Source organism: Clostridium beijerinckii, assembly GCF_018223745.1.
In the GTDB taxonomy this organism is placed as follows: Bacteria; Bacillota; Clostridia; order Clostridiales; family Clostridiaceae; genus Clostridium; species Clostridium beijerinckii.
Window position 1 is genome coordinate 141229 of sequence record NZ_CP073653.1, and the last position, 20891, is coordinate 162119.

General features: G+C 34.0%; 17 protein-coding genes, 4 tRNA genes and 3 rRNA genes. 20 read left to right on the forward strand and 4 right to left on the reverse strand.

What is annotated here, in order from left to right:
- Positions 1-30: 30 nt before the first annotated feature.
- Positions 31-777, reverse strand: coding sequence for a DUF5050 domain-containing protein (locus KEC93_RS00665; RefSeq protein WP_243099093.1), 747 nt, complete (start codon positions 775-777; stop codon positions 31-33).
- A gap of 55 nt (positions 778-832) precedes the next feature.
- Here KEC93_RS00665 and KEC93_RS26400 point away from each other — a divergent pair, with 55 nt between their 5' ends.
- The 9 genes from KEC93_RS26400 to KEC93_RS00705 all read left to right on the forward strand — a co-directional run bounded on the left by KEC93_RS26400 (position 833) and on the right by KEC93_RS00705 (position 8848).
- Positions 833-1036 carry a hypothetical protein gene (locus tag KEC93_RS26400; protein WP_243099094.1) on the forward strand — a complete coding sequence of 68 codons (204 nt, stop codon included), beginning with the start codon at positions 833-835 and terminating at the stop codon, positions 1034-1036.
- Positions 1037-1590: 554 nt separating this feature from the next.
- Positions 1591-3101: ribosomal RNA gene (locus KEC93_RS00670) — 16S ribosomal RNA — on the forward strand.
- A 143-nt stretch (positions 3102-3244) separates the two neighbouring features.
- Positions 3245-3320 (forward strand) — tRNA-Ala (locus KEC93_RS00675).
- Between the two features lie 3 nt (positions 3321-3323).
- Positions 3324-3400, forward strand: a tRNA-Ile gene (locus KEC93_RS00680).
- 112 nt (positions 3401-3512) lie between these two features.
- A 23S ribosomal RNA gene (locus tag KEC93_RS00685) occupies positions 3513-6423 on the forward strand.
- A 71-nt stretch (positions 6424-6494) separates the two neighbouring features.
- Positions 6495-6611, forward strand: a 5S ribosomal RNA gene (rrf, locus tag KEC93_RS00690).
- Together the 16S, 23S and 5S rRNA genes with 4 tRNA genes alongside form the textbook arrangement of a ribosomal RNA operon.
- A gap of 5 nt (positions 6612-6616) precedes the next feature.
- Positions 6617-6692 (forward strand) — tRNA-Phe (locus tag KEC93_RS00695).
- 4 nt (positions 6693-6696) lie between these two features.
- Positions 6697-6771: transfer RNA gene (locus tag KEC93_RS00700), tRNA-Cys, on the forward strand.
- Positions 6772-7450: 679 nt separating this feature from the next.
- The gene (locus tag KEC93_RS00705) at positions 7451-8848 is read left to right on the forward strand and encodes a sugar porter family MFS transporter (RefSeq protein ID WP_023976589.1); all 1398 of its coding nucleotides are present in this window, start codon (positions 7451-7453) and stop codon (positions 8846-8848) included.
- Positions 8849-8887: 39 nt separating this feature from the next.
- On the opposite strand, the gene KEC93_RS00710 is transcribed toward KEC93_RS00705, so the two are convergent.
- Positions 8888-9835: a magnesium transporter CorA family protein gene (locus KEC93_RS00710; RefSeq protein WP_039769009.1), complete on the reverse strand. Its 948-nt coding sequence runs from the start codon at positions 9833-9835 to the stop codon at positions 8888-8890.
- A 277-nt stretch (positions 9836-10112) separates the two neighbouring features.
- Positions 10113-11273, reverse strand: coding sequence for a zinc-binding metallopeptidase family protein (locus KEC93_RS00715; RefSeq protein WP_077869658.1), 1161 nt, complete (start codon positions 11271-11273; stop codon positions 10113-10115).
- 406 nt (positions 11274-11679) lie between these two features.
- Here KEC93_RS00715 and KEC93_RS00720 point away from each other — a divergent pair, with 406 nt between their 5' ends.
- From KEC93_RS00720 to KEC93_RS00750, 7 genes are all read left to right on the forward strand, one after another.
- The gene (locus KEC93_RS00720; RefSeq protein ID WP_011967476.1) at positions 11680-11862 is read left to right on the forward strand and encodes a sigma factor G inhibitor Gin; all 183 of its coding nucleotides are present in this window, start codon (positions 11680-11682) and stop codon (positions 11860-11862) included.
- Positions 11863-11911: 49 nt separating this feature from the next.
- Positions 11912-12553: a dTMP kinase gene (gene tmk, locus KEC93_RS00725; RefSeq protein WP_023976586.1), complete on the forward strand. Its 642-nt coding sequence runs from the start codon at positions 11912-11914 to the stop codon at positions 12551-12553.
- 73 nt (positions 12554-12626) lie between these two features.
- The gene (locus tag KEC93_RS00730) at positions 12627-12959 is read left to right on the forward strand and encodes a cyclic di-AMP receptor DarA (RefSeq protein WP_011967478.1); all 333 of its coding nucleotides are present in this window, start codon (positions 12627-12629) and stop codon (positions 12957-12959) included.
- Positions 12960-12978: 19 nt separating this feature from the next.
- Complete coding sequence (locus KEC93_RS00735) at positions 12979-13911, forward strand: DNA polymerase III subunit delta' (RefSeq protein ID WP_023976585.1); 933 nt, start codon at positions 12979-12981, stop codon at positions 13909-13911.
- Between the two features lie 3 nt (positions 13912-13914).
- Positions 13915-14820, forward strand: coding sequence for a PSP1 domain-containing protein (locus KEC93_RS00740; protein ID WP_023976584.1), 906 nt, complete (start codon positions 13915-13917; stop codon positions 14818-14820).
- Between the two features lie 11 nt (positions 14821-14831).
- A complete protein-coding gene (locus KEC93_RS00745) occupies positions 14832-15035 on the forward strand; it encodes a heavy-metal-associated domain-containing protein (RefSeq protein ID WP_077869657.1) in 204 nt (67 codons plus the stop codon).
- Between the two features lie 122 nt (positions 15036-15157).
- Positions 15158-15328, forward strand: coding sequence for a 4Fe-4S ferredoxin (locus KEC93_RS00750; protein WP_008426524.1), 171 nt, complete (start codon positions 15158-15160; stop codon positions 15326-15328).
- A 64-nt stretch (positions 15329-15392) separates the two neighbouring features.
- Here KEC93_RS00750 and KEC93_RS00755 read toward each other — a convergent pair whose 3' ends face one another.
- On the reverse strand, positions 15393-16043 hold the full coding sequence (locus KEC93_RS00755) for an MBL fold metallo-hydrolase (RefSeq protein WP_023976583.1): 651 nt from the start codon (positions 16041-16043) through the stop codon (positions 15393-15395).
- A gap of 169 nt (positions 16044-16212) precedes the next feature.
- Here KEC93_RS00755 and KEC93_RS00760 point away from each other — a divergent pair, with 169 nt between their 5' ends.
- From KEC93_RS00760 to KEC93_RS00775, 4 genes are read left to right on the forward strand one after another with little or no spacing between them, the layout of a single operon-like run.
- Positions 16213-16668: a CtsR family transcriptional regulator gene (locus KEC93_RS00760; protein ID WP_011967483.1), complete on the forward strand. Its 456-nt coding sequence runs from the start codon at positions 16213-16215 to the stop codon at positions 16666-16668.
- A gap of 14 nt (positions 16669-16682) precedes the next feature.
- Complete coding sequence (locus tag KEC93_RS00765) at positions 16683-17261, forward strand: UvrB/UvrC motif-containing protein (RefSeq protein ID WP_011967484.1); 579 nt, start codon at positions 16683-16685, stop codon at positions 17259-17261.
- The gene (locus KEC93_RS00770; RefSeq protein ID WP_077869656.1) at positions 17254-18267 is read left to right on the forward strand and encodes a protein arginine kinase; all 1014 of its coding nucleotides are present in this window, start codon (positions 17254-17256) and stop codon (positions 18265-18267) included. Before KEC93_RS00765 ends, KEC93_RS00770 begins: the two co-directional genes overlap by 8 nt.
- Positions 18268-18292: 25 nt before the next feature.
- Positions 18293-20767 carry an ATP-dependent Clp protease ATP-binding subunit gene (locus KEC93_RS00775; protein ID WP_039769017.1) on the forward strand — a complete coding sequence of 825 codons (2475 nt, stop codon included), beginning with the start codon at positions 18293-18295 and terminating at the stop codon, positions 20765-20767.
- Positions 20768-20891: the final 124 nt, after the last annotated feature.

The window sequence follows — 20891 nt, forward strand, 5'->3', positions numbered from 1 at the left end:
TAGTTATAAATACTTATCTCCTATTTTGCATTAACTTTTAGAAGAAAAATCTTTGAAGTATATATTATTCACATTTATACTTGGGCTATAGAATATACCTGAGGTAGTCAAATAATATTCATTTATACCCTCTGATATCTCTGGTTTAGAGGTAGCGGTTGAATTTTTTAAGTCTACTGATAGTGAGTATAAGTTATTTGAGTCACTGCCGTTAATAAAATATATGGATTTATCTATAATTTTTAACTGAAATCCATTCATTATGGAAATTCTCTTGCAGCTTAATGTAGATGGGTCTAGTGAGTATAGATTGTTGTTATCAGAAGAATTGAAAAAAAGTAACTGCCCATCAAAAACTATAAAGCTATTAGCTGTGTAATCGGTAAGCTTTTGTCTATTACTACCATCCGTTTTTATTGAATATAATTTTGAGTTATCACTTAAGTTTTGATACACAATAAAATCTCCATTAATTATAAAAGAGCCTACACTATCAGGACATACCAATGAGTGTTCTGATGTTGATGTATTATATTTGTAAATCCTATTTTCGTTATTTTTATTTATGTAGAATAATTCTGAATTAGAAGCTATTAAATTATTTACTGAATCGTCATTCAACTTTGTGTAAGTTTTATCAGAAATGTTAAATGAAGATAAAGCATTATTATCTGAACCATTTGAAAAATAAATCATTTGATTAATTAAGGTCATATTATCAGCAGAATAATTTGCAAAATCAGTAACGCTCTTACTTTCGAGAATATCTTTAGGCAAAGGAGAAGGAATAATTGAAATTCTATTATTCTCATCGGGATTTGGAAATATTAAGTTGTTACCATTAAAAAGGAATGGACAAAAGTATGAAGAGCTACTAGTTAAGATAAATGAATTAGGCTCAGTTGCATCCATTGCTTGGGTATTTTGTACTTGTATTGATGTTTTGGAAGGGGGAGCTGTCTGTGAGTTGGATGGCGAAGCAATGTTGCTTGAGCATCCTATAAAAGAAAACATGGTAAATGGTAAAATGAAATAAAAAATTCCTCTATTCATAATTAAAATCTCCTGAAACTAAAATTATATATAATAGTATTTATAGATAAATAGGAATAATTAATTATTAAGTAATTAATTATATTCTATTATATATTATTAATATTAGAGTAGATTCCTATAACAGTAAAGGCGTTGTTATATGTTTTTGCAGGGTTTTTATAGAAAATAATTGAAATAATACGATTAACACTTCCACGTGTGTCCTATAGTGTAATAAGGAGTATTTGTTAGGAAAAGGCATATATATTATTGTAATTCTTAATAACAATGGATGTAGAGGTAATATTATATAAAAAACATGATATGATTATATTCGTTGTCACGAGTAATTGATGGACAACAGATAAGAAATTAGTTAAAAAGTTTTAAATAATTAGAAAAAATATTAAAAATAATTATTGACAACGATAGCTAATGATGTTATCATAATAAAGCAGTCAAGTTGACTGAGAGATCTTTGAAAATTGAACAGAATTTGATAAATACATTTAAGTAAACCAGCAATTTTTATTTGAGTAAGCTAAGATTAAACTTTTTATTGAGAGTTTGATCCTGGCTCAGGACGAACGCTGGCGGCGTGCTTAACACATGCAAGTCGAGCGATGAAGTTCCTTCGGGAACGGATTAGCGGCGGACGGGTGAGTAACACGTGGGTAACCTGCCTCATAGAGGGGAATAGCCTTTCGAAAGGAAGATTAATACCGCATAAGATTGTAGTGCCGCATGGCATAGCAATTAAAGGAGTAATCCGCTATGAGATGGACCCGCGTCGCATTAGCTAGTTGGTGAGGTAACGGCTCACCAAGGCGACGATGCGTAGCCGACCTGAGAGGGTGATCGGCCACATTGGGACTGAGACACGGCCCAGACTCCTACGGGAGGCAGCAGTGGGGAATATTGCACAATGGGGGAAACCCTGATGCAGCAACGCCGCGTGAGTGATGACGGTCTTCGGATTGTAAAGCTCTGTCTTCAGGGACGATAATGACGGTACCTGAGGAGGAAGCCACGGCTAACTACGTGCCAGCAGCCGCGGTAATACGTAGGTGGCAAGCGTTGTCCGGATTTACTGGGCGTAAAGGGAGCGTAGGTGGATATTTAAGTGGGATGTGAAATACTCGGGCTTAACCTGGGTGCTGCATTCCAAACTGGATATCTAGAGTGCAGGAGAGGAAAGTAGAATTCCTAGTGTAGCGGTGAAATGCGTAGAGATTAGGAAGAATACCAGTGGCGAAGGCGACTTTCTGGACTGTAACTGACACTGAGGCTCGAAAGCGTGGGGAGCAAACAGGATTAGATACATGGTAGTCCACGCCGTAAACGATGAATACTAGGTGTAGGGGTTGTCATGACCTCTGTGCCGCCGCTAACGCATTAAGTATTCCGCCTGGGGAGTACGGTCGCAAGATTAAAACTCAAAGGAATTGACGGGGGCCCGCACAAGCAGCGGAGCATGTGGTTTAATTCGAAGCAACGCGAAGAACCTTACCTAGACTTGACATCTCCTGAATTACCCTTAATCGGGGAAGCCCTTCGGGGCAGGAAGACAGGTGGTGCATGGTTGTCGTCAGCTCGTGTCGTGAGATGTTGGGTTAAGTCCCGCAACGAGCGCAACCCTTATTGTTAGTTGCTACCATTTAGTTGAGCACTCTAGCGAGACTGCCCGGGTTAACCGGGAGGAAGGTGGGGATGACGTCAAATCATCATGCCCCTTATGTCTAGGGCTACACACGTGCTACAATGGCTGGTACAGAGAGATGCTAAACCGTGAGGTGGAGCCAAACTTTAAAACCAGTCTCAGTTCGGATTGTAGGCTGAAACTCGCCTACATGAAGCTGGAGTTGCTAGTAATCGCGAATCAGAATGTCGCGGTGAATACGTTCCCGGGCCTTGTACACACCGCCCGTCACACCATGAGAGTTGGCAATACCCAAAGTTCGTGAGCTAACGCGCAAGCGAGGCAGCGACCTAAGGTAGGGTCAGCGATTGGGGTGAAGTCGTAACAAGGTAGCCGTAGGAGAACCTGCGGCTGGATCACCTCCTTTCTATGGAGAAATCTAGATCAGCATGATGTCTGACTAGTACAAATACATCATAGTATGTATTAAATATTTAAATACTTGCTCAAAAGTTACTTGAAGTATTTATTCTGTTCAATTTTGAGGGATTTTCCTTCAAAAAGCCTCATGGGGGTTTAGCTCAGTTGGGAGAGCACCTGCCTTGCACGCAGGGGGTCAAGGGTTCGAATCCCTTAATCTCCACCATGAGGGCTTATAGCTCAGCTGGTTAGAGCGCACGCCTGATAAGCGTGAGGTCGATGGTTCGAGTCCATTTAAGCCCACCAATGTTCTTTGAAAATTGCATATAATTTAATGTATATAAAATACAACAAAGCCAAGAAATATATTCTTTGTGAATGATTAATATAACCAGTTTTGTACTAACAAAACTTAAAAGGTCAAGCTACAAAGGGCGCATGGTGAATGCCTTGGCATCAGGAGCCGATGAAGGACGCGATAAGCTGCGATAAGCTTCGGGTAGACGCACATAGTCAGAGATCCGAAGATTTCCGAATGAGGAAACTCACATGGGAAACCCCATGTATCATAAAGTGAATACATAGCTTTATGAAGGTATACCCAGGGAACTGAAACATCTAAGTACCTGGAGGAAGAGAAAGAAAAATCGATTTTCTTAGTAGCGGCGAGCGAAAAGGAAAGAGCCCAAACCAGAGATTTATCTCTGGGGTTGCGGACAGAACATAACGAGAAATCATAGTTAATTGAACACAACTGGAAAGTTGGACCACAGTGGGTAATAGTCCCGTAAGTGAAAACTATGATAATCAGTTCTGCACCAGAGTACCACGAGACACGTGAAACCTTGTGGGAAGCAGGGAGGACCACCTCCCAAGGCTAAATACTACCTGATGACCGATAGTGAAGCAGTACCGTGAGGGAAAGGTGAAAAGAACCCCGGGAGGGGAGTGAAATAGAACCTGAAACCATGTGCCTACAACCGATCAGAGCACCTTATGTGTGTGATGATGTGCTTTTTGTAGAACGAGCCAACGAGTTACGGTATGTAGCGAGGTTAAGTACTTAAGGTACGGAGCCGAAGGGAAACCGAGTCTTAATAGGGCGACTAGTTGCATGCTGTAGACCCGAAACCGGGTGACCTATCCATGGCTATAGGTTGAAGCGAGGGTAAAACCTCGTGGAGGACCGAACCACGTTGCTGTTGAAAAAGCATGGGATGAGCTGTGGATAGCGGAGAAATTCCAATCGAACTCGGATATAGCTGGTTCTCCTCGAAATAGCTTTAGGGCTAGCGTCGGAAAATGTGAGTAGTGGAGGTAGAGCACTGAATAGGCTAGGGGGCATAGCGCTTACCGAACCTTATCAAACTCCGAATGCCACATACTATCAGTCCGGCAGTCAGACTATGAAAGATAAGTTCCATGGTCAAAAGGGAAACAGCCCAGATCGTCAGCTAAGGTCCCAAAGTGTAAGTTAAGTGGAAAAGGATGTGGGATTTCTAAGACAACTAGGATGTTGGCTTAGAAGCAGCCACTCATTAAAAGAGTGCGTAATAGCTCACTAGTCAAGAGATCCTGCGCCGAAAATGTCCGGGGCTCAAACTTACCACCGAAGCTACGGGTTCACGTTTAACGTGAGCGGTAGAGGAGCGTCGTAATCGGGCTGAAGTCGTACCGTAAGGAGCGGTGGACTGATTACGAGTGAGAATGTTGGCATTAGTAGCGAGATGTAGGCGAGAATCCTACAGGCCGAATATCTAAGGTTTCCTGAGTAAAGTTTGTCTTCTCAGGGTTAGTCGGGACCTAAGGCGAGGCCGAAAGGCGTAGTCGATGGACAATTGGTTGATATTCCAATACCACTATAATCGTTATTATCGATGGTGTGACGGAGAAGGATAGGATGTGCTAGCTATTGGATGCTAGTCTAAGCGTTTAGGGAGTTGGGATTGGCAAATCCGTTCCAACAATTCTGAGGCGTGATGGGGAAGGTTCTACGGAACCGAAGTATCTGATTCCATGCTTCCAAGAAAAGCATCTAGAGAGAGAAGTAGTGCCCGTACCGCAAACCGACACAGGTAGATGAGGAGAGAATCCTAAGGCCGACGGAAGAATTGCAGTTAAGGAACTAGGCAAATTGACCCCGTAACTTCGGGAGAAGGGGTGCCTGAGAAATCAGGCCGCAGAGAATAGGCACAAGCAACTGTTTAACAAAAACACAGGTCTCTGCTAAAGCGAAAGCTGATGTATAGGGGCTGACGCCTGCCCGGTGCTGGAAGGTTAAGGGGAACACTTAGTGGTAACGCGAAGGTGTGAACTTAAGCCCCAGTAAACGGCGGCCGTAACTATAACGGTCCTAAGGTAGCGAAATTCCTTGTCAGGTAAGTTCTGACCCGCACGAATGGCGTAATGACTTGTGCACTGTCTCAACTGCAAATCCGGCGAAGTTGTAGTGCGAGTGAAGATGCTCGCTACCCGCGATTGGACGGAAAGACCCCGTAGAGCTTTACTGTAGCTTAGCATTGAATTTCGGTATTGTCTGTACAGGATAGGTGGGAGACTGGGAAACTAGGGCGTCAGCCTTGGTGGAGTCGTTGTTGGGATACCACCCTGATAGTATTGAAGTTCTAACTGGATGCCATGAAACTGGTGACAGGACATTGTTAGGTGGGCAGTTTGACTGGGGCGGTCGCCTCCTAAAATGTAACGGAGGCGCCCAAAGGTTCCCTCAGAACGGTCGGAAATCGTTCGAAGAGTGTAAAGGCAGAAGGGAGCCTGACTGCGACACCTACAAGTGGAGCAGGGACGAAAGTCGGGCTTAGTGATCCGGTGGTACCTCGTGGGAGGGCCATCGCTCAACGGATAAAAGCTACCTCGGGGATAACAGGCTGATCTCCCCCAAGAGTTCACATCGACGGGGAGGTTTGGCACCTCGATGTCGGCTCGTCGCATCCTGGGGCTGAAGTAGGTCCCAAGGGTTGGGCTGTTCGCCCATTAAAGCGGCACGCGAGCTGGGTTCAGAACGTCGTGAGACAGTTCGGTCCCTATCCGTCGCGGGCGTAGGAAATTTGAGAGGAGCTGTCCTTAGTACGAGAGGACCGGGATGGACTGACCTATGGTGTACCAGTTGTTTCGCCAGAAGCATAGCTGGGTAGCTAAGTCGGGAAGGGATAAACGCTGAAAGCATCTAAGTGTGAAGCCCACCTCAAGATGAGATTTCCCATAGCATAAGCTAGTAAGACCCCTTGAAGACTACAAGGTTGATAGGTCAGAGGTGTAAGTATGGTAACATATTTAGCTGACTGATACTAATAGGTCGAGGGCTTGACCAATATAATCAAGTTGTAATATACATTAAAATTATATGCAATTTTGAAAGAACAGTATTTCTTTCAAAAGAAAATCTCGTGATGATGGCATAGAGGTAACACTCCTTCCCATTCCGAACAGGAAAGTTAAGGTCTATTACGCTGATGGTACTGCATGGGAGACTATGTGGGAGAGTAGGAAGTTGCGAGGTAAGATGGCTCGATAGCTCAGTCGGTAGAGCAGAGGACTGAAAATCCTCGTGTCACTGGTTCGATTCCAGTTCGAGCCACCATAATGGCGCTATAGCCAAGTGGTAAGGCAGAGGTCTGCAAAACCTTTATTCCCCAGTTCAAATCTGGGTGGCGCCTCCAATGTATTTAAGATAGCTTATGTATTAACTAAATAGTTGATGCATAGGCTATTTTTTATGTATATAATAAGCTTTATGGAAATCTATAATTTAAAATTGAATTAATTCATAGAAATATTATAAGTTAATGGGTCACTAATAGAGTGAATTAATGAATTATATATCACATGACATGTGTTGCAGCGATTGAATTTATATATTTAATGGTATTACATTGGTTAAATTGGTTTACTATAATTGCAAAGGTAGGATATTATCATAAATATATATTAAATAAATTTTTAAATTACTTTTTAAATTACTTTTTAAAGTTTATTGAAAAAGGTTTCAAAGAGTGCTATACTAAATTTAAGGAAAATAAATATTGGGTACCTATTTTTCTAAAAGCTAATAGATAAGCATGCATTATTAGATTATTAATAGAAGGTATATTTATCGATATGATAAATATGAATAAAAACTAGTACAGTATTATTTAAAGAATGTAAGAGAAAATTGGCCTTGCTAGTTATTTTTACCAAGTTTCATGGAAGTCAAATTATAAATATACTAGGCAATTAATGTATCTTTTGTAAACGATAAAAATAGTCTTCCGAACGAAGAAATTTTAGGAATATTATAAACGCACTAGGAATATACGAATTTAAATCAAATGAAATAAAAAATGGGAGATGATTTTAATGAAAATAAAAATTAGTAACTCTGTAATATATATTTTCGCTGCACTTAGTGGGCTTTTGTTTGGTTATGATACTGGAGTTATTTCAGGAGCTATTTTATTTATTCAAGAACAAATGCACCTTGATTCATGGCAGCAAGGATGGGTTGTAAGTTCTGTATTATTAGGAGCTATTCTTGGGGCTGCAATCATTGGTCCTATGTCTGATAAATATGGCCGTATAAAGCTAATTCTTACATCGGCTGTTATATTCTTTGTCGGCGCACTTGGATCAGCATTTGCTCCAGAAATTTGGTCATTAATTATATTTAGAATCATTCTTGGTGTCGCAGTTGGTGCATCTTCAGCTCTAATTCCAACTTATTTAGCTGAACTATCACCATCTGAAAAACGTGGAACCATATCAAGTTTGTTTCAGCTAATGGTTATGAGCGGAATTTTATTGGCTTATATTACGAATTATGCATTTTCAGATTTATATACTGGTTGGAGAGTGATGTTAGGGTTCGCAGCTATTCCAGCAGCAGTTCTTTTAATAGGCGCACTTGTGTTACCAGAAAGTCCTAGATTTTTAGTAAAAGATGGACGAGTAGACGAAGCAAGAAGTATATTAGAACATATGAATAAAAATGATAAAAGTGCTGTTAATTATGAATTAGCTCAAATAAAAAAACAAGCTGAGATTAAAAGTGGTGGAGTTAAAGAGCTATTTAGCGAATTTGTACGCCCGGCATTAGTTATAGGCTTTGGTCTAGCTATTTTTCAACAAATTATGGGATGCAATACAGTTCTTTATTATGCACCAACTATATTTACAGATGTCGGATTTGGTGTACAAGCAGCTTTGCTTGCCCATATTGGAATTGGAGTCTTTAATATAATAATTACTGCTATAGCTGTAGCCATTATGGATAAGATTGACCGTAAAAAAATGCTTATTTATGGAGCTATTGGGATGGGAGTTTCGCTATTGATTATGAGCATCTCAATGAAATTTTCTAATGGTTCATCTGTTGCTTCGATTATATGTGTTATTGCATTAACTATCTACATTGCCTTTTTCTCAGCTACTTGGGGACCTGTAATGTGGGTTATGGTAGGAGAAGTATTTCCACTAAATATTCGTGGCTTAGGCAATTCATTTAGTAGTGTAATTAATTGGAGTGCTAATATGATGGTATCATTGACATTTCCAGCATTATTGAATTACTTTGGTACAGGTAGTTTATTTATAGGTTATGGTATAATCTGTTTTGCGGCAATTTGGTTTGTTCAATTTAAAGTATTTGAAACTCGTAATCGTTCACTTGAAGATATAGAAGCTGAACTTAGATCATATAAAGGAGTAGAAAAACTCCAAAAGGATATCTGCACACAAGATGCTACAACTAAGGCTTAGGGGATAAGAGTAGTTATAAGATATTATAAAAAAGATATGTTAGTTAAACATATCTTTTTTATATAATATAAAGGCAACAAGTCCACAAATGCCAATAGTTACGCCCATAACTATGGAGAATGCATGTGGATTATCCGCAGATAATGGTAATGCTATATTCATACCAAATATTCCACCTATTATAGTCGGTATTGCCATAAGAATTGTAACTGATGCAAGTACTTTCATGACAATATTTAAGTTATTTGATATTACAGAAGCAAAAAAGTCCATTGTACTAGCTAATATATTACTATAGATTTCAGTCATTTCTATAGCTTGTTTATTTTCTATAATTACATCTTCTAAAACATCTTTATCTTCTTCATATTTTTGCATAAGCTCTAATTTCAGCATTTTCTCTAAAGTAATTTCATTAGCCTTTAGTGAAGTTGAAAAATAAACAAGTGATTTTTCCAGAGAATGTAATTGTATAAGCTCTCTATTTTTCATAGATTTATGAAGCCTTTTTTCAATCATTAAACTTTTTTTATCTATTTGACGCAAATAAAGTAAATAGTATGTTGATATTCTATTTAGTATTTGTAATGTAAATCTTGATTTTTTAAATGTATAAAAAGATTTAATTTTGTTATTAGCAAAATCCGTTAGGATTTTACTGTTTTTTAAGCATACAGTTATCAATTGTTTATTAGTATGTATTATTGATAATGGGTATGTATCATAAGTAAGAGAGTTATCTTCCATTTCGGTAAACGGTATATCCACTATTATTAATAATGAATCCTCTTCAATATCGATACGTGAGGTTTCTTCATCATCTAAAGCTGCTTTTAAGAATTCCAAAGGGACACCTGTTTTCTTTGATATTAATATTAGTTCCTCAGCAGATGGAGCAATAAGATTTATCCAAGCACCATTTTCTATCGTATCTATTAATTTTAGGGAAGGATCAAATTCACTTTCGCTTTTATAGATTTGAATCAATTTATAACACCTCCTAAGCAGTACAACTAATATTATACTATTATAAGATGGTTTGTAAACACATAGCATTTCTTGTAATATACTATTATTTTTATTATTCTGTAAGTTTAATATGAAAATACATCAAAGGATTTTACGTTTGATTTTTTATTATGCCAGAATCTATGAAGTGAAATATGGTATCTTAAAATATAAATCGATATAATATATGGAGTTTATTATTATCAAAAGCATATATTATATTATTTTTAAGATACCATATCTTAAAATTTTTTTATTAGCAATTTCTATTATTAAAGAATTCAGACTTAACTTCAGAGAGTAAAGTTTCGTTTTGTATCAAGTCAATAGCAGTTAATGCAAGAGCTGTAGCTGCTATATTGCATTGTTTTAAAGCAAATTCAGATGTAGTTGCTTTTGCGAAATCTAGGCTTCCATATTTAATATTTTCATCATCTATTATAGATATATATGGATGTATGCAAGGAACCTTATGACTTACATCTCCAATGCTTAATCCAGCATATATATCTTTTGGTGGATTAATATTTATTATTCCACTTTCTTTAAGGTTATGACTAAATAGCCTATTTAGTGTTCTATTGGTTATTAACTCCTTATTAGGAGACTCATATAAGAAAAATTTATTAGGAATATCTATTAATGCTGTCACATTATGTGCAATTTCTCTTATTTTATCATAAGCTTCGTTAGAAGTTTTCGTGTTAGATGCACGAATGCAAAATTTAATTTCAGAATCTGCTGGTAATAGCAATGTTGTATACCCACCATTAGATATAACCGAATTTATTTCTAAATTATCTGGAAATCCTTTTTTTATAGAGTTTAAAATATTAAGAGTTAGTAAAACGGCATCTAATGATGTATAAGAATTCCGATTTAAAAAACTTAACTTGCTTTCGCTTTCAAACTTAAGTCCTAATGGGATAATTGCTGATGAAGAGCCACTTTCACATGTACATGTGTCAGGGTGTGCTACCATTACAACATCTATGTCATCAAATAGTCCTTGTTTTACCATTGTCCCTTTAGTCCCGCCAAAGTATTCACCGGGGCAACCTACCAGTATTACAGAACCTCCGATGTCATCTATAACACTTCCTAAAGCTAATGTAGCGGATACTGACATTGCAGTAACCATATTATGCCCGGTAATATGACCTTCATTTTCGATAGCGTCATATTCACATAGATAACATATTTTAGGATGACCCTGGCCTTTCTTTGCTATAAATGAATTGTTAATGTTTAAAAAATTTCTATCAACTTCAAATTTATATTTATTTAATAAATTGCATATGCAATTAGACGCGTTAACTTCACTATAACTTTTTTCGGGATTCTCATATAAATAGGTACAGAGATTTTTAATATCGTCAGCACAAGTAGATAAAAATGAAATAATTTTGTTTTTCATAAGCGCAATTCCTTACTTAAAACTTGCAAAATAAATTACTAGATCTTGTATATAGTACAGGTTTTGCTTTGTTTTACAGTAAGTTCTCCTTTCATATTAATGTTTTTATTGTTAACATGATAATAGCTGTATTAAATATAAGCTTAATATAGCTATTATTTTAAATATTATGAGCAAATTATTGTTTGAAAATTTAATAATATAAGCTATTTTTGCAAGCTATATTTACATTATGCAATTTGTATTAAATTCAGTAGTAATTGTGTAAATATATATTGCTCTTTATTAGTATTACCATAAATTAAAAAAATATCTATATAGAAGTTATTAACATCCACAAGGTGTATAAAGTCTACATAATTGGTAATAATTTTATAAGAATCATAAAATTAAGGGGGAATTACTAATGGAGGATACAAATAAATCATGTTTTTTATGTGGAGCAAGTGATTGCGATGGTATAATATTAAATGGAGAAAAGATTTGTAAAGCATGTGAAGAGAAAATTGTTAATACAAATGTAGAGGATCCAGATTATGATTATTATAAGGATAATGTTAGGATAATCTTATTTAGCGAACATGCTTAGAAATTAAATTCTTACATTTAAACGCTAATATACAGAGGGGTACTTTAAGATGAAAAAAGGTTTATTTATAGTTTTTGAAGGTGGCGAGGGAACCGGAAAAACAACGGCGATTGACGCAATATATGATTGGATTACAGAAAATAATTTTGAATGTATAAAGACGAGGGAGCCAGGCGGAATTAAAATATCAGAGCAAATAAGACAAGTTATTTTAAGCAAAGATAACAAGGAGATGGATGCTAAAACAGAAGCACTATTATATGCAGCGGCGAGAAGACAACACCTTGTAGAAAAAGTGATACCAGCATTGAATCAAGGTGTAATAGTTCTTTGTGATAGGTTTATAGATTCTTCTTTGGCGTATCAGGGTTATGCGAGAAATTTAGGAATAGAAGAAGTTTTAAGTATAAATAAATTTGCTATTGGTGAGTATATGCCGGATATATCAGTGCTATTTGATCTTGATCCTAAAATAGGATTGGCTAGAATAGCTAATAATGATTGCAGAGAAGTAAATAGATTAGATATAGAAAAGTTAGAGTTTCATGAAAGAGTTAGAGAAGGATATGATATTGTTTATAAAAATAATAATCATAGAATTGTTAAGATAGATGCAAATAATACGAAAGAAAATGTAATTAATCAAATAAAAAATATACTAAGACCTAAAATATGGACAAATATAAACTAAGTAATAAAAAGCCACCTATTTGTGGTAAAATAATATGTAGTAAATTATTATTAGTTTAAGGGTGGGAATTAAAATGAAATTGATAATTGCAATTGTTCAGGATGAAGATTCAGCAGATGTCATAGAGGCTTTAACAGAAGAGGATTATAGAGTTACAAAATTAGCAACTACAGGAGGATTTCTTAAATCTGGTAATACTACATTATTGGTAGGAATTGAAGAGGAAAAAGTCGAACTTGTTATTGATGTTATTAGGAATGTATGTAGAAAGCGAAATGAGACAGTAGTTACACCAACTACCCTTGGGGGAAGTGAAAGTGGATATATGCAACAATACCCAGTGCAAATTAGCGTGGGAGGTGCTACTGTATTCGTAATTGATGTGGATAAGTTCGTAAAAATATGATATCAAGGAGAGATAAGCATTGAGAAAGATAATCGGACATAAAAATATTATCGATAATATAAATAATAGAAGACAAAAGGATTCATTTTCTCATGCAAATCTAATAATTGGTAATGATGGAATAGGAAAAAGTATAGTAGCTAAGTATCTTTCAAACCAGATTATTAAAGAGAGAAATGGTGTAGAGAGTGTTGATATTGTAAGGTATTCTCCTAATTCCAATTCATTTGGTGTTGATGATGTGAGAAGCATTATAAGTGAAGTCAATAAAAAGCCTTATGAAGGTGATAAAAAGGTATTAATATTATATAAATGTGACAAGCTAACAGTTCAAGCTCAAAATGCATTATTAAAAACTATTGAAGAACCACCAAGAGGTGTACATTTAATATTACTAAGTGATTCTTTAGAAGTAATTTTAGATACAATAAAATCGCGTTGCCAAATATATAGGTTAACACCATTAAATAAAGAAGAAATTTTGAGTTACCTTGAGGAAAAATATAATAATTTAAGTGAAGATGATAAAAAAGCTGCATTAGCTTATAGTGCTGGAATACCTGGAAATGTAGATAGATTTTTTAGCGATGATAAGTTGAGAAATTTGAGAGATATATGTATAGAATTATTTGAAGATATCGTAAGTAGACAAAAAGGTATTATATTAAAGTATGAAGAATTATTAAAAAGTGCAAAAGAAGATAAATTAGAGTTACTAAATATACTTCTATCATATATAAGAGATATCTTACTTCTTAAAGAACTTAATGATAGTGAACTCGTTGTTAATTTTGATAAAATATATAAGATAAAAAATATATCAAGAGGAATATCTTATAAGAAATTAAATAGTATGTTAGAATACATAAAAGAAGCTAGAATAAATTTTAATAGTAATACGAACTATTCAATGGTCATAAGTGTTTTGCTTATGGGCTTTGCGGAGGTATAATTAATGATAAAAGTTATAGGCGTAAGATTCAAGAAGGCAGGAAAGATTTACTACTTTAGTCCATTAGAATTGGATATAAAAAAGGGCAATTATGTAATAGTAGAGACAGCTAGAGGTATAGAATTTGGTGAATGCGTTATAGGAATTAAGGAGATAAAAGAGGAAGATATAGTATCACCTTTAAAGAATGTTATTAGAATTGCTGATGAGGATGATATTAGAAAACATAAAGAAAATAAGGATAAAGAAAAAGAAGCATTAGATATATGTTTAGCTAAAATTCAAGAACATAAATTAAATATGAAATTAATAGATGTAGAATATACATTTGATAATCATAAGGTTATATTCTACTTTACAGCAGATGGTAGAGTAGATTTTAGAGAATTAGTTAAGGATTTAGCTACTATATTTAAAACCAGAATAGAATTAAGACAAATAGGAGTAAGAGATGAGGCTAAAATGGTTGGAGGACTTGGACCATGTGGTAGGCCTATGTGCTGCTCTACATTCTTAGGAGACTTTGCATCTGTGTCAATAAAAATGGCAAAGGAACAGAATCTTTCTTTGAATCCAACCAAGATATCTGGAATATGTGGAAGATTGATGTGCTGTTTGAACTATGAGCAAACTACATATGAAGGTATAAGAAAGAGATTGCCTAAGATTGGTTCTATTGTTAAGACAGAGGCTGGGAATGGAGAAGTTGTTGGTAATTCAATAGTTAAAGAGATGGTAAAGGTTAAGGTTAGAAGAGGAGACGAGGAAGTTGTTGAGGAATTCAAAATAACTGATGTAGAGCTCGTTTCAGGAAAATATGAAGACACAATTGATGAAAATAATATAAAATTGATTGTTGAGTCAGAGGAAGATAAAACATTAATAAAAAATCTTATTAATGAAAAATAGGAGGAATTTCTATGAAATCTGTTATTAAGATTTGTAATATGGAGTCTAATGACGATGCCAAGATAATTCAAGATACAGTTGTTAAGAATTCGGGAGTAATAGCTACTGAAATTTCGCTTGCAAAAAGGGAGATAACAGTGATATATAATGATATCTTTTTAAAACTCGAAAGTATTATAAATTCCATAGAGGATTTAGGATATGTTGTTTTGTAATCGTAAATGATATAACAATATTAAAAAATAAGAAGTCTAGAATACAAAACACTTTTAAAACATACGAATACGTGTTAAAATGTAAGAGGTTAATTACCACAATTTATTAGGAGGTGTTCTAGATGGCATTTGTTATTAATGATTCATGTGTTAGCTGTGGAGCATGCGCTGGAGAATGTCCAGTTAGTGCTATAACTCAAGGAGATACTCAATTCGTTATTGATGCAGATACTTGTATCGATTGCGGAAACTGTGCTAATGTTTGCCCAGTGGGAGCTCCAAACCAAGAGTAATAAAAGAGAGATCGTCTTTAGGCGGTCTTTTTTTATTTAAAAATAGTTGAAATAGTTATTTTCACTATTTATATGGAGGTGTTAACAAGATACATTCAGACTTAAGGTTAGAATTTATATACAAGTCAGAAGTATCTAATATATTAGAATTTATTTTTTTTACGCTCTTCATAGATATTATAAAATTCTTAGGGTCGTCTAAGTATAAAGTTGTTGTATTAGTTTTATAATGCATAGGAACTATGTATTTGGGGGAAATAAGGTTACAAAGTTTCGCAGACTCAAAACCGTTGAGAGTGAAATGTCCACCAATAGGGATAAGTAAAATATCAATATTTTTAAGCTTTTCTAAAATCAATGAACAAGGTATATGGCCTAAATGTCCTAAATGGCATATGGAAAGTTTATCATCCTTAAATATATAAATAATATTTGAGCCTCTTTTTAGTCCATTGCACTTATCATGAAAGGAGTCAAACCCTTCTATATTAAGGAAGCTTAAGTTAAAGTTTCCGCTCTCATTAATAATCTTGGTTGTATTATTTATATCATTAATATATGAACTATCAAAATGGTTATGACTAATGGTAATTAAATCAGATTTAGGGAAATTATTATCATAACCTAAATTGTTGCTAAATGGATCAATTAGAATTCTTTTACCAATGGATGTTTTCATAAGGAAACAAGAATGTCCATACCAAATAATTTGCATATAAAACCTCCATAAATTGAAATATATTAGATATTATTAACATACAGTAATATAAATAATCATAAATTTATATTGATACTTCAAAAAGTAGAAGAAGTATAGTATAATATTATAAAGTCAAAGTAAGTCAAAAACAAATAATTAAATAAAGGTTTAAGCAGGTGATGTTATGGCAAGACTTTCAGATATAATAGAAGAGTTTATAAAACAAATGTTTAATGAGAATAGAGATAATGTGATTTTTATACAAAGAAATGAGTTAGCAGATCAATTTAGATGCGCGCCGTCCCAAATAAACTATGTATTAACAACTCGATTTACCTATGAAAGAGGATATTTAATTGAGAGCAAGAGAGGCGGCGGAGGTCATATAGCGATCAAGCAGTTGGATGATGACAACTCCAATAGAAGAGAAGAATTAATTAACCAAAGCATAGGAGAAACAATAACATATCATAATGCAAACGCATTGCTTAATCACTTATTAGAATCTGGAGTTATTGAAGAAAGAGAATGTGAAATAATGAAAATAGCAATAAATGATAGAAGTTTAACTTCAGCAGATAATAAAAATAAAGTAAGAGCTGATATTTTAAAAGCTATGATTATGATAATTTTATCTTAAAGGTGGGGATATATATGTTATGTGAAAAATGTAAAAAAAATGAAGCAAAGATAAATTTAATTACAGTGATGAATGGTCAGAAACAAGAAATTTGGTTATGTGAAAATTGTGCAAAAGATATAGCTAATATTCCGTTCTTTAATCCAATAATGCAAAATATAAATGTTCCATTTCAAGGAATACTTACAGAAATATTATCTAATGTAGATAATGGTAAATCAAATATAGATAATAATAAAGTAAAGGAAATTATCTGTCCAAATTGTGGGTTAACTTATCAGGAATTTAAGAAATCAGGAAGATTGGGATGTACTGATTGTTATAAAGAATTTAATATTGTACTTGAGCCAAGGATAAAGAGCTTACAAGTTGGAAGTAAACATATTGGTAAGATTCCTAAGGTAAAGGGAAAGGAATTGGTTCAAAGAAAAAACCTTAAGGATTTAAAAGAAGAGATGCAAAAATTGATAGTAGCTGAGGAATATGAGAGAGCAGCAATAGTAAGAGATGAAATTAAAAAACTAGAATTATATATATTAGAAAGTAACACTAAGGAAATTATAAATAGAAAGGAGGGAAATTGTGATGAATAGCTGGGAAGATGATAAGGAAGGACTTGGAGCAGTATTAAGTAGCAAAGTGTTGTTAGCTAGAAACTTTAGTAATTTACCTTTTCCTAATAAACTAAACTATATTAAGGGTAGAGAAAATGGCAAAGAAGTATATAACGTTCTTAAAAATGAATTAGATAATGAAGAAATTACGTTATATGAGATTTGGAATACAAAAGAGGAATTTAGTAAACAATATTTAGAAAGGGATCTAATCAGCAAAGAGCTTTTGAAAAATTCTGATAAGGGCTCATTTATATTGAATAAAGAAGAAGATCTTAGCATTATGATAAATGAAAAAGATCATATAAATCTTCAATGTGTAAGTGATGGATTGAAATTAGAAGAAATTTTTGAGAGAGTAACTGTTATTGATGATAAGATAGAAGAAAATTTTGACTATGCTTTTGATGAAACATTAGGTTATTTAACAGCATCACCAGAGAATATCGGAACAGGAATGAAGGCCTCAGTAGTATTACATTTGCCAGCTCTTAGTATGAGTGAAGAAATTAATAATATATCCAAAAGGCTTGGTAAGTTAGGAATTGCTATAAAGGGAGTTCATCTAGATGGTACAAAAGTTTTTGGAAATTTATACAGAATATTTAATAAAGTGTCATTAGGTTTGACAGAGGAGAATATTATAAATAAATTAAAAGAAGCAGTTTGGAGCATAATAATAGAGGAAAATAAATTCCGAGAAATATTACTTAGTAAATGTAGACATGAATTAGAGGATAAGATATATAGAGCATATGGAATACTGAAATATGCAATGATTTTGGATTTTAAAGAGTCTATTGAACTATTATCAAATCTTAGATTAGGAGCGGAATTATCAATTATAAATATTGATAAGGGTAAGTTAGATAAACTATTTATTCTAATTACTAATTCATCCCTTCAAAATTATTTGAAAAAATCACTAGATGATAAGGAAATTAAGTATGAAAGAGCTAAATTAGTGAAAGAAATGTTAACCTAAGGAGAAGATAGGAGGTTTAAAGTATATGGAATATAATAAATTAACAGAAAGGGCACAAGCAGTAATTTTAGAAGCTGAAAATGAATCAGAAAAATTTAAACATGGGTATGTTGGAACTGAGCATATATTACTTGGCATATTAAAAGAAGATGGATATTCTGCTAAGTTATTAAAAAAATATGGGGTTAATAGTGAGAATATTAGAAATATGATACAAAGATACTTGGGTTATGGGGATATCAAGAAAACAGACGATAATATTTTACTTACCCCTCGTACCAAAAGGTTAATAGATGAAAGTTTTGCAGCAGCAAAAAGATTAAATCATAAATATGTTAGCCCTGAACATATTTTATTAGCCTTACTTAACCAAGAAGAAGGAATGGCATACACTATCTTAAAAAGCTTGAATCTTAACTTTACCATTATAAGTGAAGAATTACTTGTATTCTTATCCGGTACTTATGAAGATAAAGCTAGCGATAAAAATATAATTGATAATAAGAAAGCTAATACTCCAATGCTTGATAAGTATGGAAGGGATTTAACAGTACTATCTAAGGAACAAGGACTAGATCCTGTAATTGGAAGGGATAATGAAACTCAAAGGTTATTAGAAATTCTTTGTAGGAGAATTAAAAATAACCCGTGTCTGATTGGGGAACCAGGCGTTGGTAAAACTGCTGTAGTTGAAGGACTAGCACAGAGAATAGTTGAGGGAAATATTCCAGAGATACTTAGAAATAAAAGAGTTGTTTCTTTAGATTTAACATCTATGATTGCAGGAGCTAAGTATAGAGGTGAATTTGAGGAAAGACTTAAGAAAACTATGGATGAAATAATTAAAGATAAAGATATAATTATTTTTATAGATGAGATTCACACTATTATAGGAGCAGGAGGAGCAGAAGGTGCTATCGATGCATCTAATATATTAAAGCCTGCTTTAGCAAGAGGAGAGATTCAATGTATAGGAGCCACAACTATAGATGAATATAGAAAGTATATTGAAAAGGATTCTGCATTAGAAAGAAGATTTCAACCTGTAACAGTGGGAGAGCCTTCAAAGGAAGAAACGCTAAAAATTCTTAAAGGATTAAGAGATAAGTATGAAGCTCATCACAGAGTTGAAATAACAGATGAAGCTTTAGAAGCGGCCGTTAATTTGGCAGATAGGTATATAACAGATAGATTTATGCCAGACAAAGCCATTGATTTGATTGATGAAGGAGCTGCTAAAGTGAGAATCCAAAGTTTAACAGCCCCTCCGGATTTAAAAGATTTAGAAGAAAAAATTGAAAATATAGGTAAAGAAAAGGAAGAAGCTATACGAGTTCAAGACTTTGAGAGAGCTGCGAATTTAAGGGATAAAGAGAGAATTTTAAAAGAGCAGTTAGGTAATATGAAAGATAGTTGGGATACTCAGAATTCTATAAAGACACTAGTTGTAGATGCAGAAAAGATAGCGAGTGTAGTATCATCTTGGACTAAGATTCCAATTCAAAAATTAACTGAATCGGAAAGTGAAAGGTTATTAAGATTAGAGGAAATACTACACAAGAGAGTTGTTGGACAAAATGAGGCGGTTAAATCTATAGCAAGGGCTGTGAGAAGGGCAAGAGTTGGAATAAAGGATCCTAATAGACCAATAGGAAGCTTTATATTTTTGGGACCAACTGGAGTTGGAAAGACTGAGCTTTCTAAAGCACTTGCAGAAGCTATGTTTGGTGATGAAAATAATATTATAAGAATTGATATGTCAGAATACATGGAAGGTCATTCGGTATCTAGATTAATAGGATCGCCTCCAGGATATGTAGGACATGAAGAAGGTGGTCAACTTACAGAAGCTGTTAGAAGAAAACCTTATTCAATAGTTCTTTTAGATGAGATAGAAAAGGCAAATCCAGAGGTATTCAATATATTGCTTCAAATTATGGAAGATGGAAGGCTTACTGATGGTAAAGGAAAAATAGTTAATTTTAAGAATACAATAATTATAATGACTTCAAATGTTGGGGCTCATCAAATTAAAAAACAAAAAAGCATAGGATTTAGTAGTGTTAGTTCTAAAAACGAAAATGAAACTGAATATGAAAAGATGAAGGAAAATATATTAGGAGAATTAAAGCAAAAATTTAGGCCAGAATTTTTAAATAGAATAGATGATACAATAGTATTCCATAAGTTGAGTGATGAAGATTTAAATCAAATTATAGATTTAATGCTTGCATCAATAAGAAAAAGGCTTGAAGACAGAGATATATACTTAAACTTTGAAGATAATAGTAAAAGGTTCCTGCTAAACAAAGGAATTGACCTTGATTATGGTGCAAGGCCACTTAGAAGATTAATAATAAAAGAGGTAGAAGATAAATTAAGTGAGGAAATATTACAAGGAAATATAAGAATTGGAGATAGGGTAAAGGTAAGTGAGTTAGAAAACAAACTTATTTTCAGAAGATTGGCTGAAAGCAATTTGGAGCTCAATAAGAATTAATTTATGTTAATGGGCTATTTCAACGCTATAAATTATTTATACATTGAAATAGTCTGTTTAGTTTAAAGATTAATATAATATTTGGGTATTGAGTAGTTTAAAATGTATTAAATATTAGGAGAAA

Excerpts from the sequence above, each read along its gene's own strand:
- KEC93_RS00705 (WP_023976589.1), top strand. The coding sequence starts at position 7,451 with ATGAAAATAAAAATTAGTAACTCTGTAATATATATTTTCGCTGCACTT.
- KEC93_RS00765 (WP_011967484.1), top strand. The coding sequence starts at position 16,683 with ATGTTATGTGAAAAATGTAAAAAAAATGAAGCAAAGATAAATTTAATT.
- KEC93_RS00775 (WP_039769017.1), top strand. The coding sequence starts at position 18,293 with ATGGAATATAATAAATTAACAGAAAGGGCACAAGCAGTAATTTTAGAA.
- KEC93_RS00730 (WP_011967478.1), top strand. The coding sequence starts at position 12,627 with ATGAAATTGATAATTGCAATTGTTCAGGATGAAGATTCAGCAGATGTC.
- KEC93_RS00720 (WP_011967476.1), top strand. The coding sequence starts at position 11,680 with ATGGAGGATACAAATAAATCATGTTTTTTATGTGGAGCAAGTGATTGC.
- KEC93_RS00755 (WP_023976583.1), bottom strand. The coding sequence starts at position 16,043 with ATGCAAATTATTTGGTATGGACATTCTTGTTTCCTTATGAAAACATCC.
- tmk (WP_023976586.1), top strand. The coding sequence starts at position 11,912 with ATGAAAAAAGGTTTATTTATAGTTTTTGAAGGTGGCGAGGGAACCGGA.
- KEC93_RS00715 (WP_077869658.1), bottom strand. The coding sequence starts at position 11,273 with ATGAAAAACAAAATTATTTCATTTTTATCTACTTGTGCTGACGATATT.
- KEC93_RS00760 (WP_011967483.1), top strand. The coding sequence starts at position 16,213 with ATGGCAAGACTTTCAGATATAATAGAAGAGTTTATAAAACAAATGTTT.
- KEC93_RS00740 (WP_023976584.1), top strand. The coding sequence starts at position 13,915 with ATGATAAAAGTTATAGGCGTAAGATTCAAGAAGGCAGGAAAGATTTAC.
- KEC93_RS00745 (WP_077869657.1), top strand. The coding sequence starts at position 14,832 with ATGAAATCTGTTATTAAGATTTGTAATATGGAGTCTAATGACGATGCC.
- KEC93_RS00770 (WP_077869656.1), top strand. The coding sequence starts at position 17,254 with ATGAATAGCTGGGAAGATGATAAGGAAGGACTTGGAGCAGTATTAAGT.
- KEC93_RS00750 (WP_008426524.1), top strand. The coding sequence starts at position 15,158 with ATGGCATTTGTTATTAATGATTCATGTGTTAGCTGTGGAGCATGCGCT.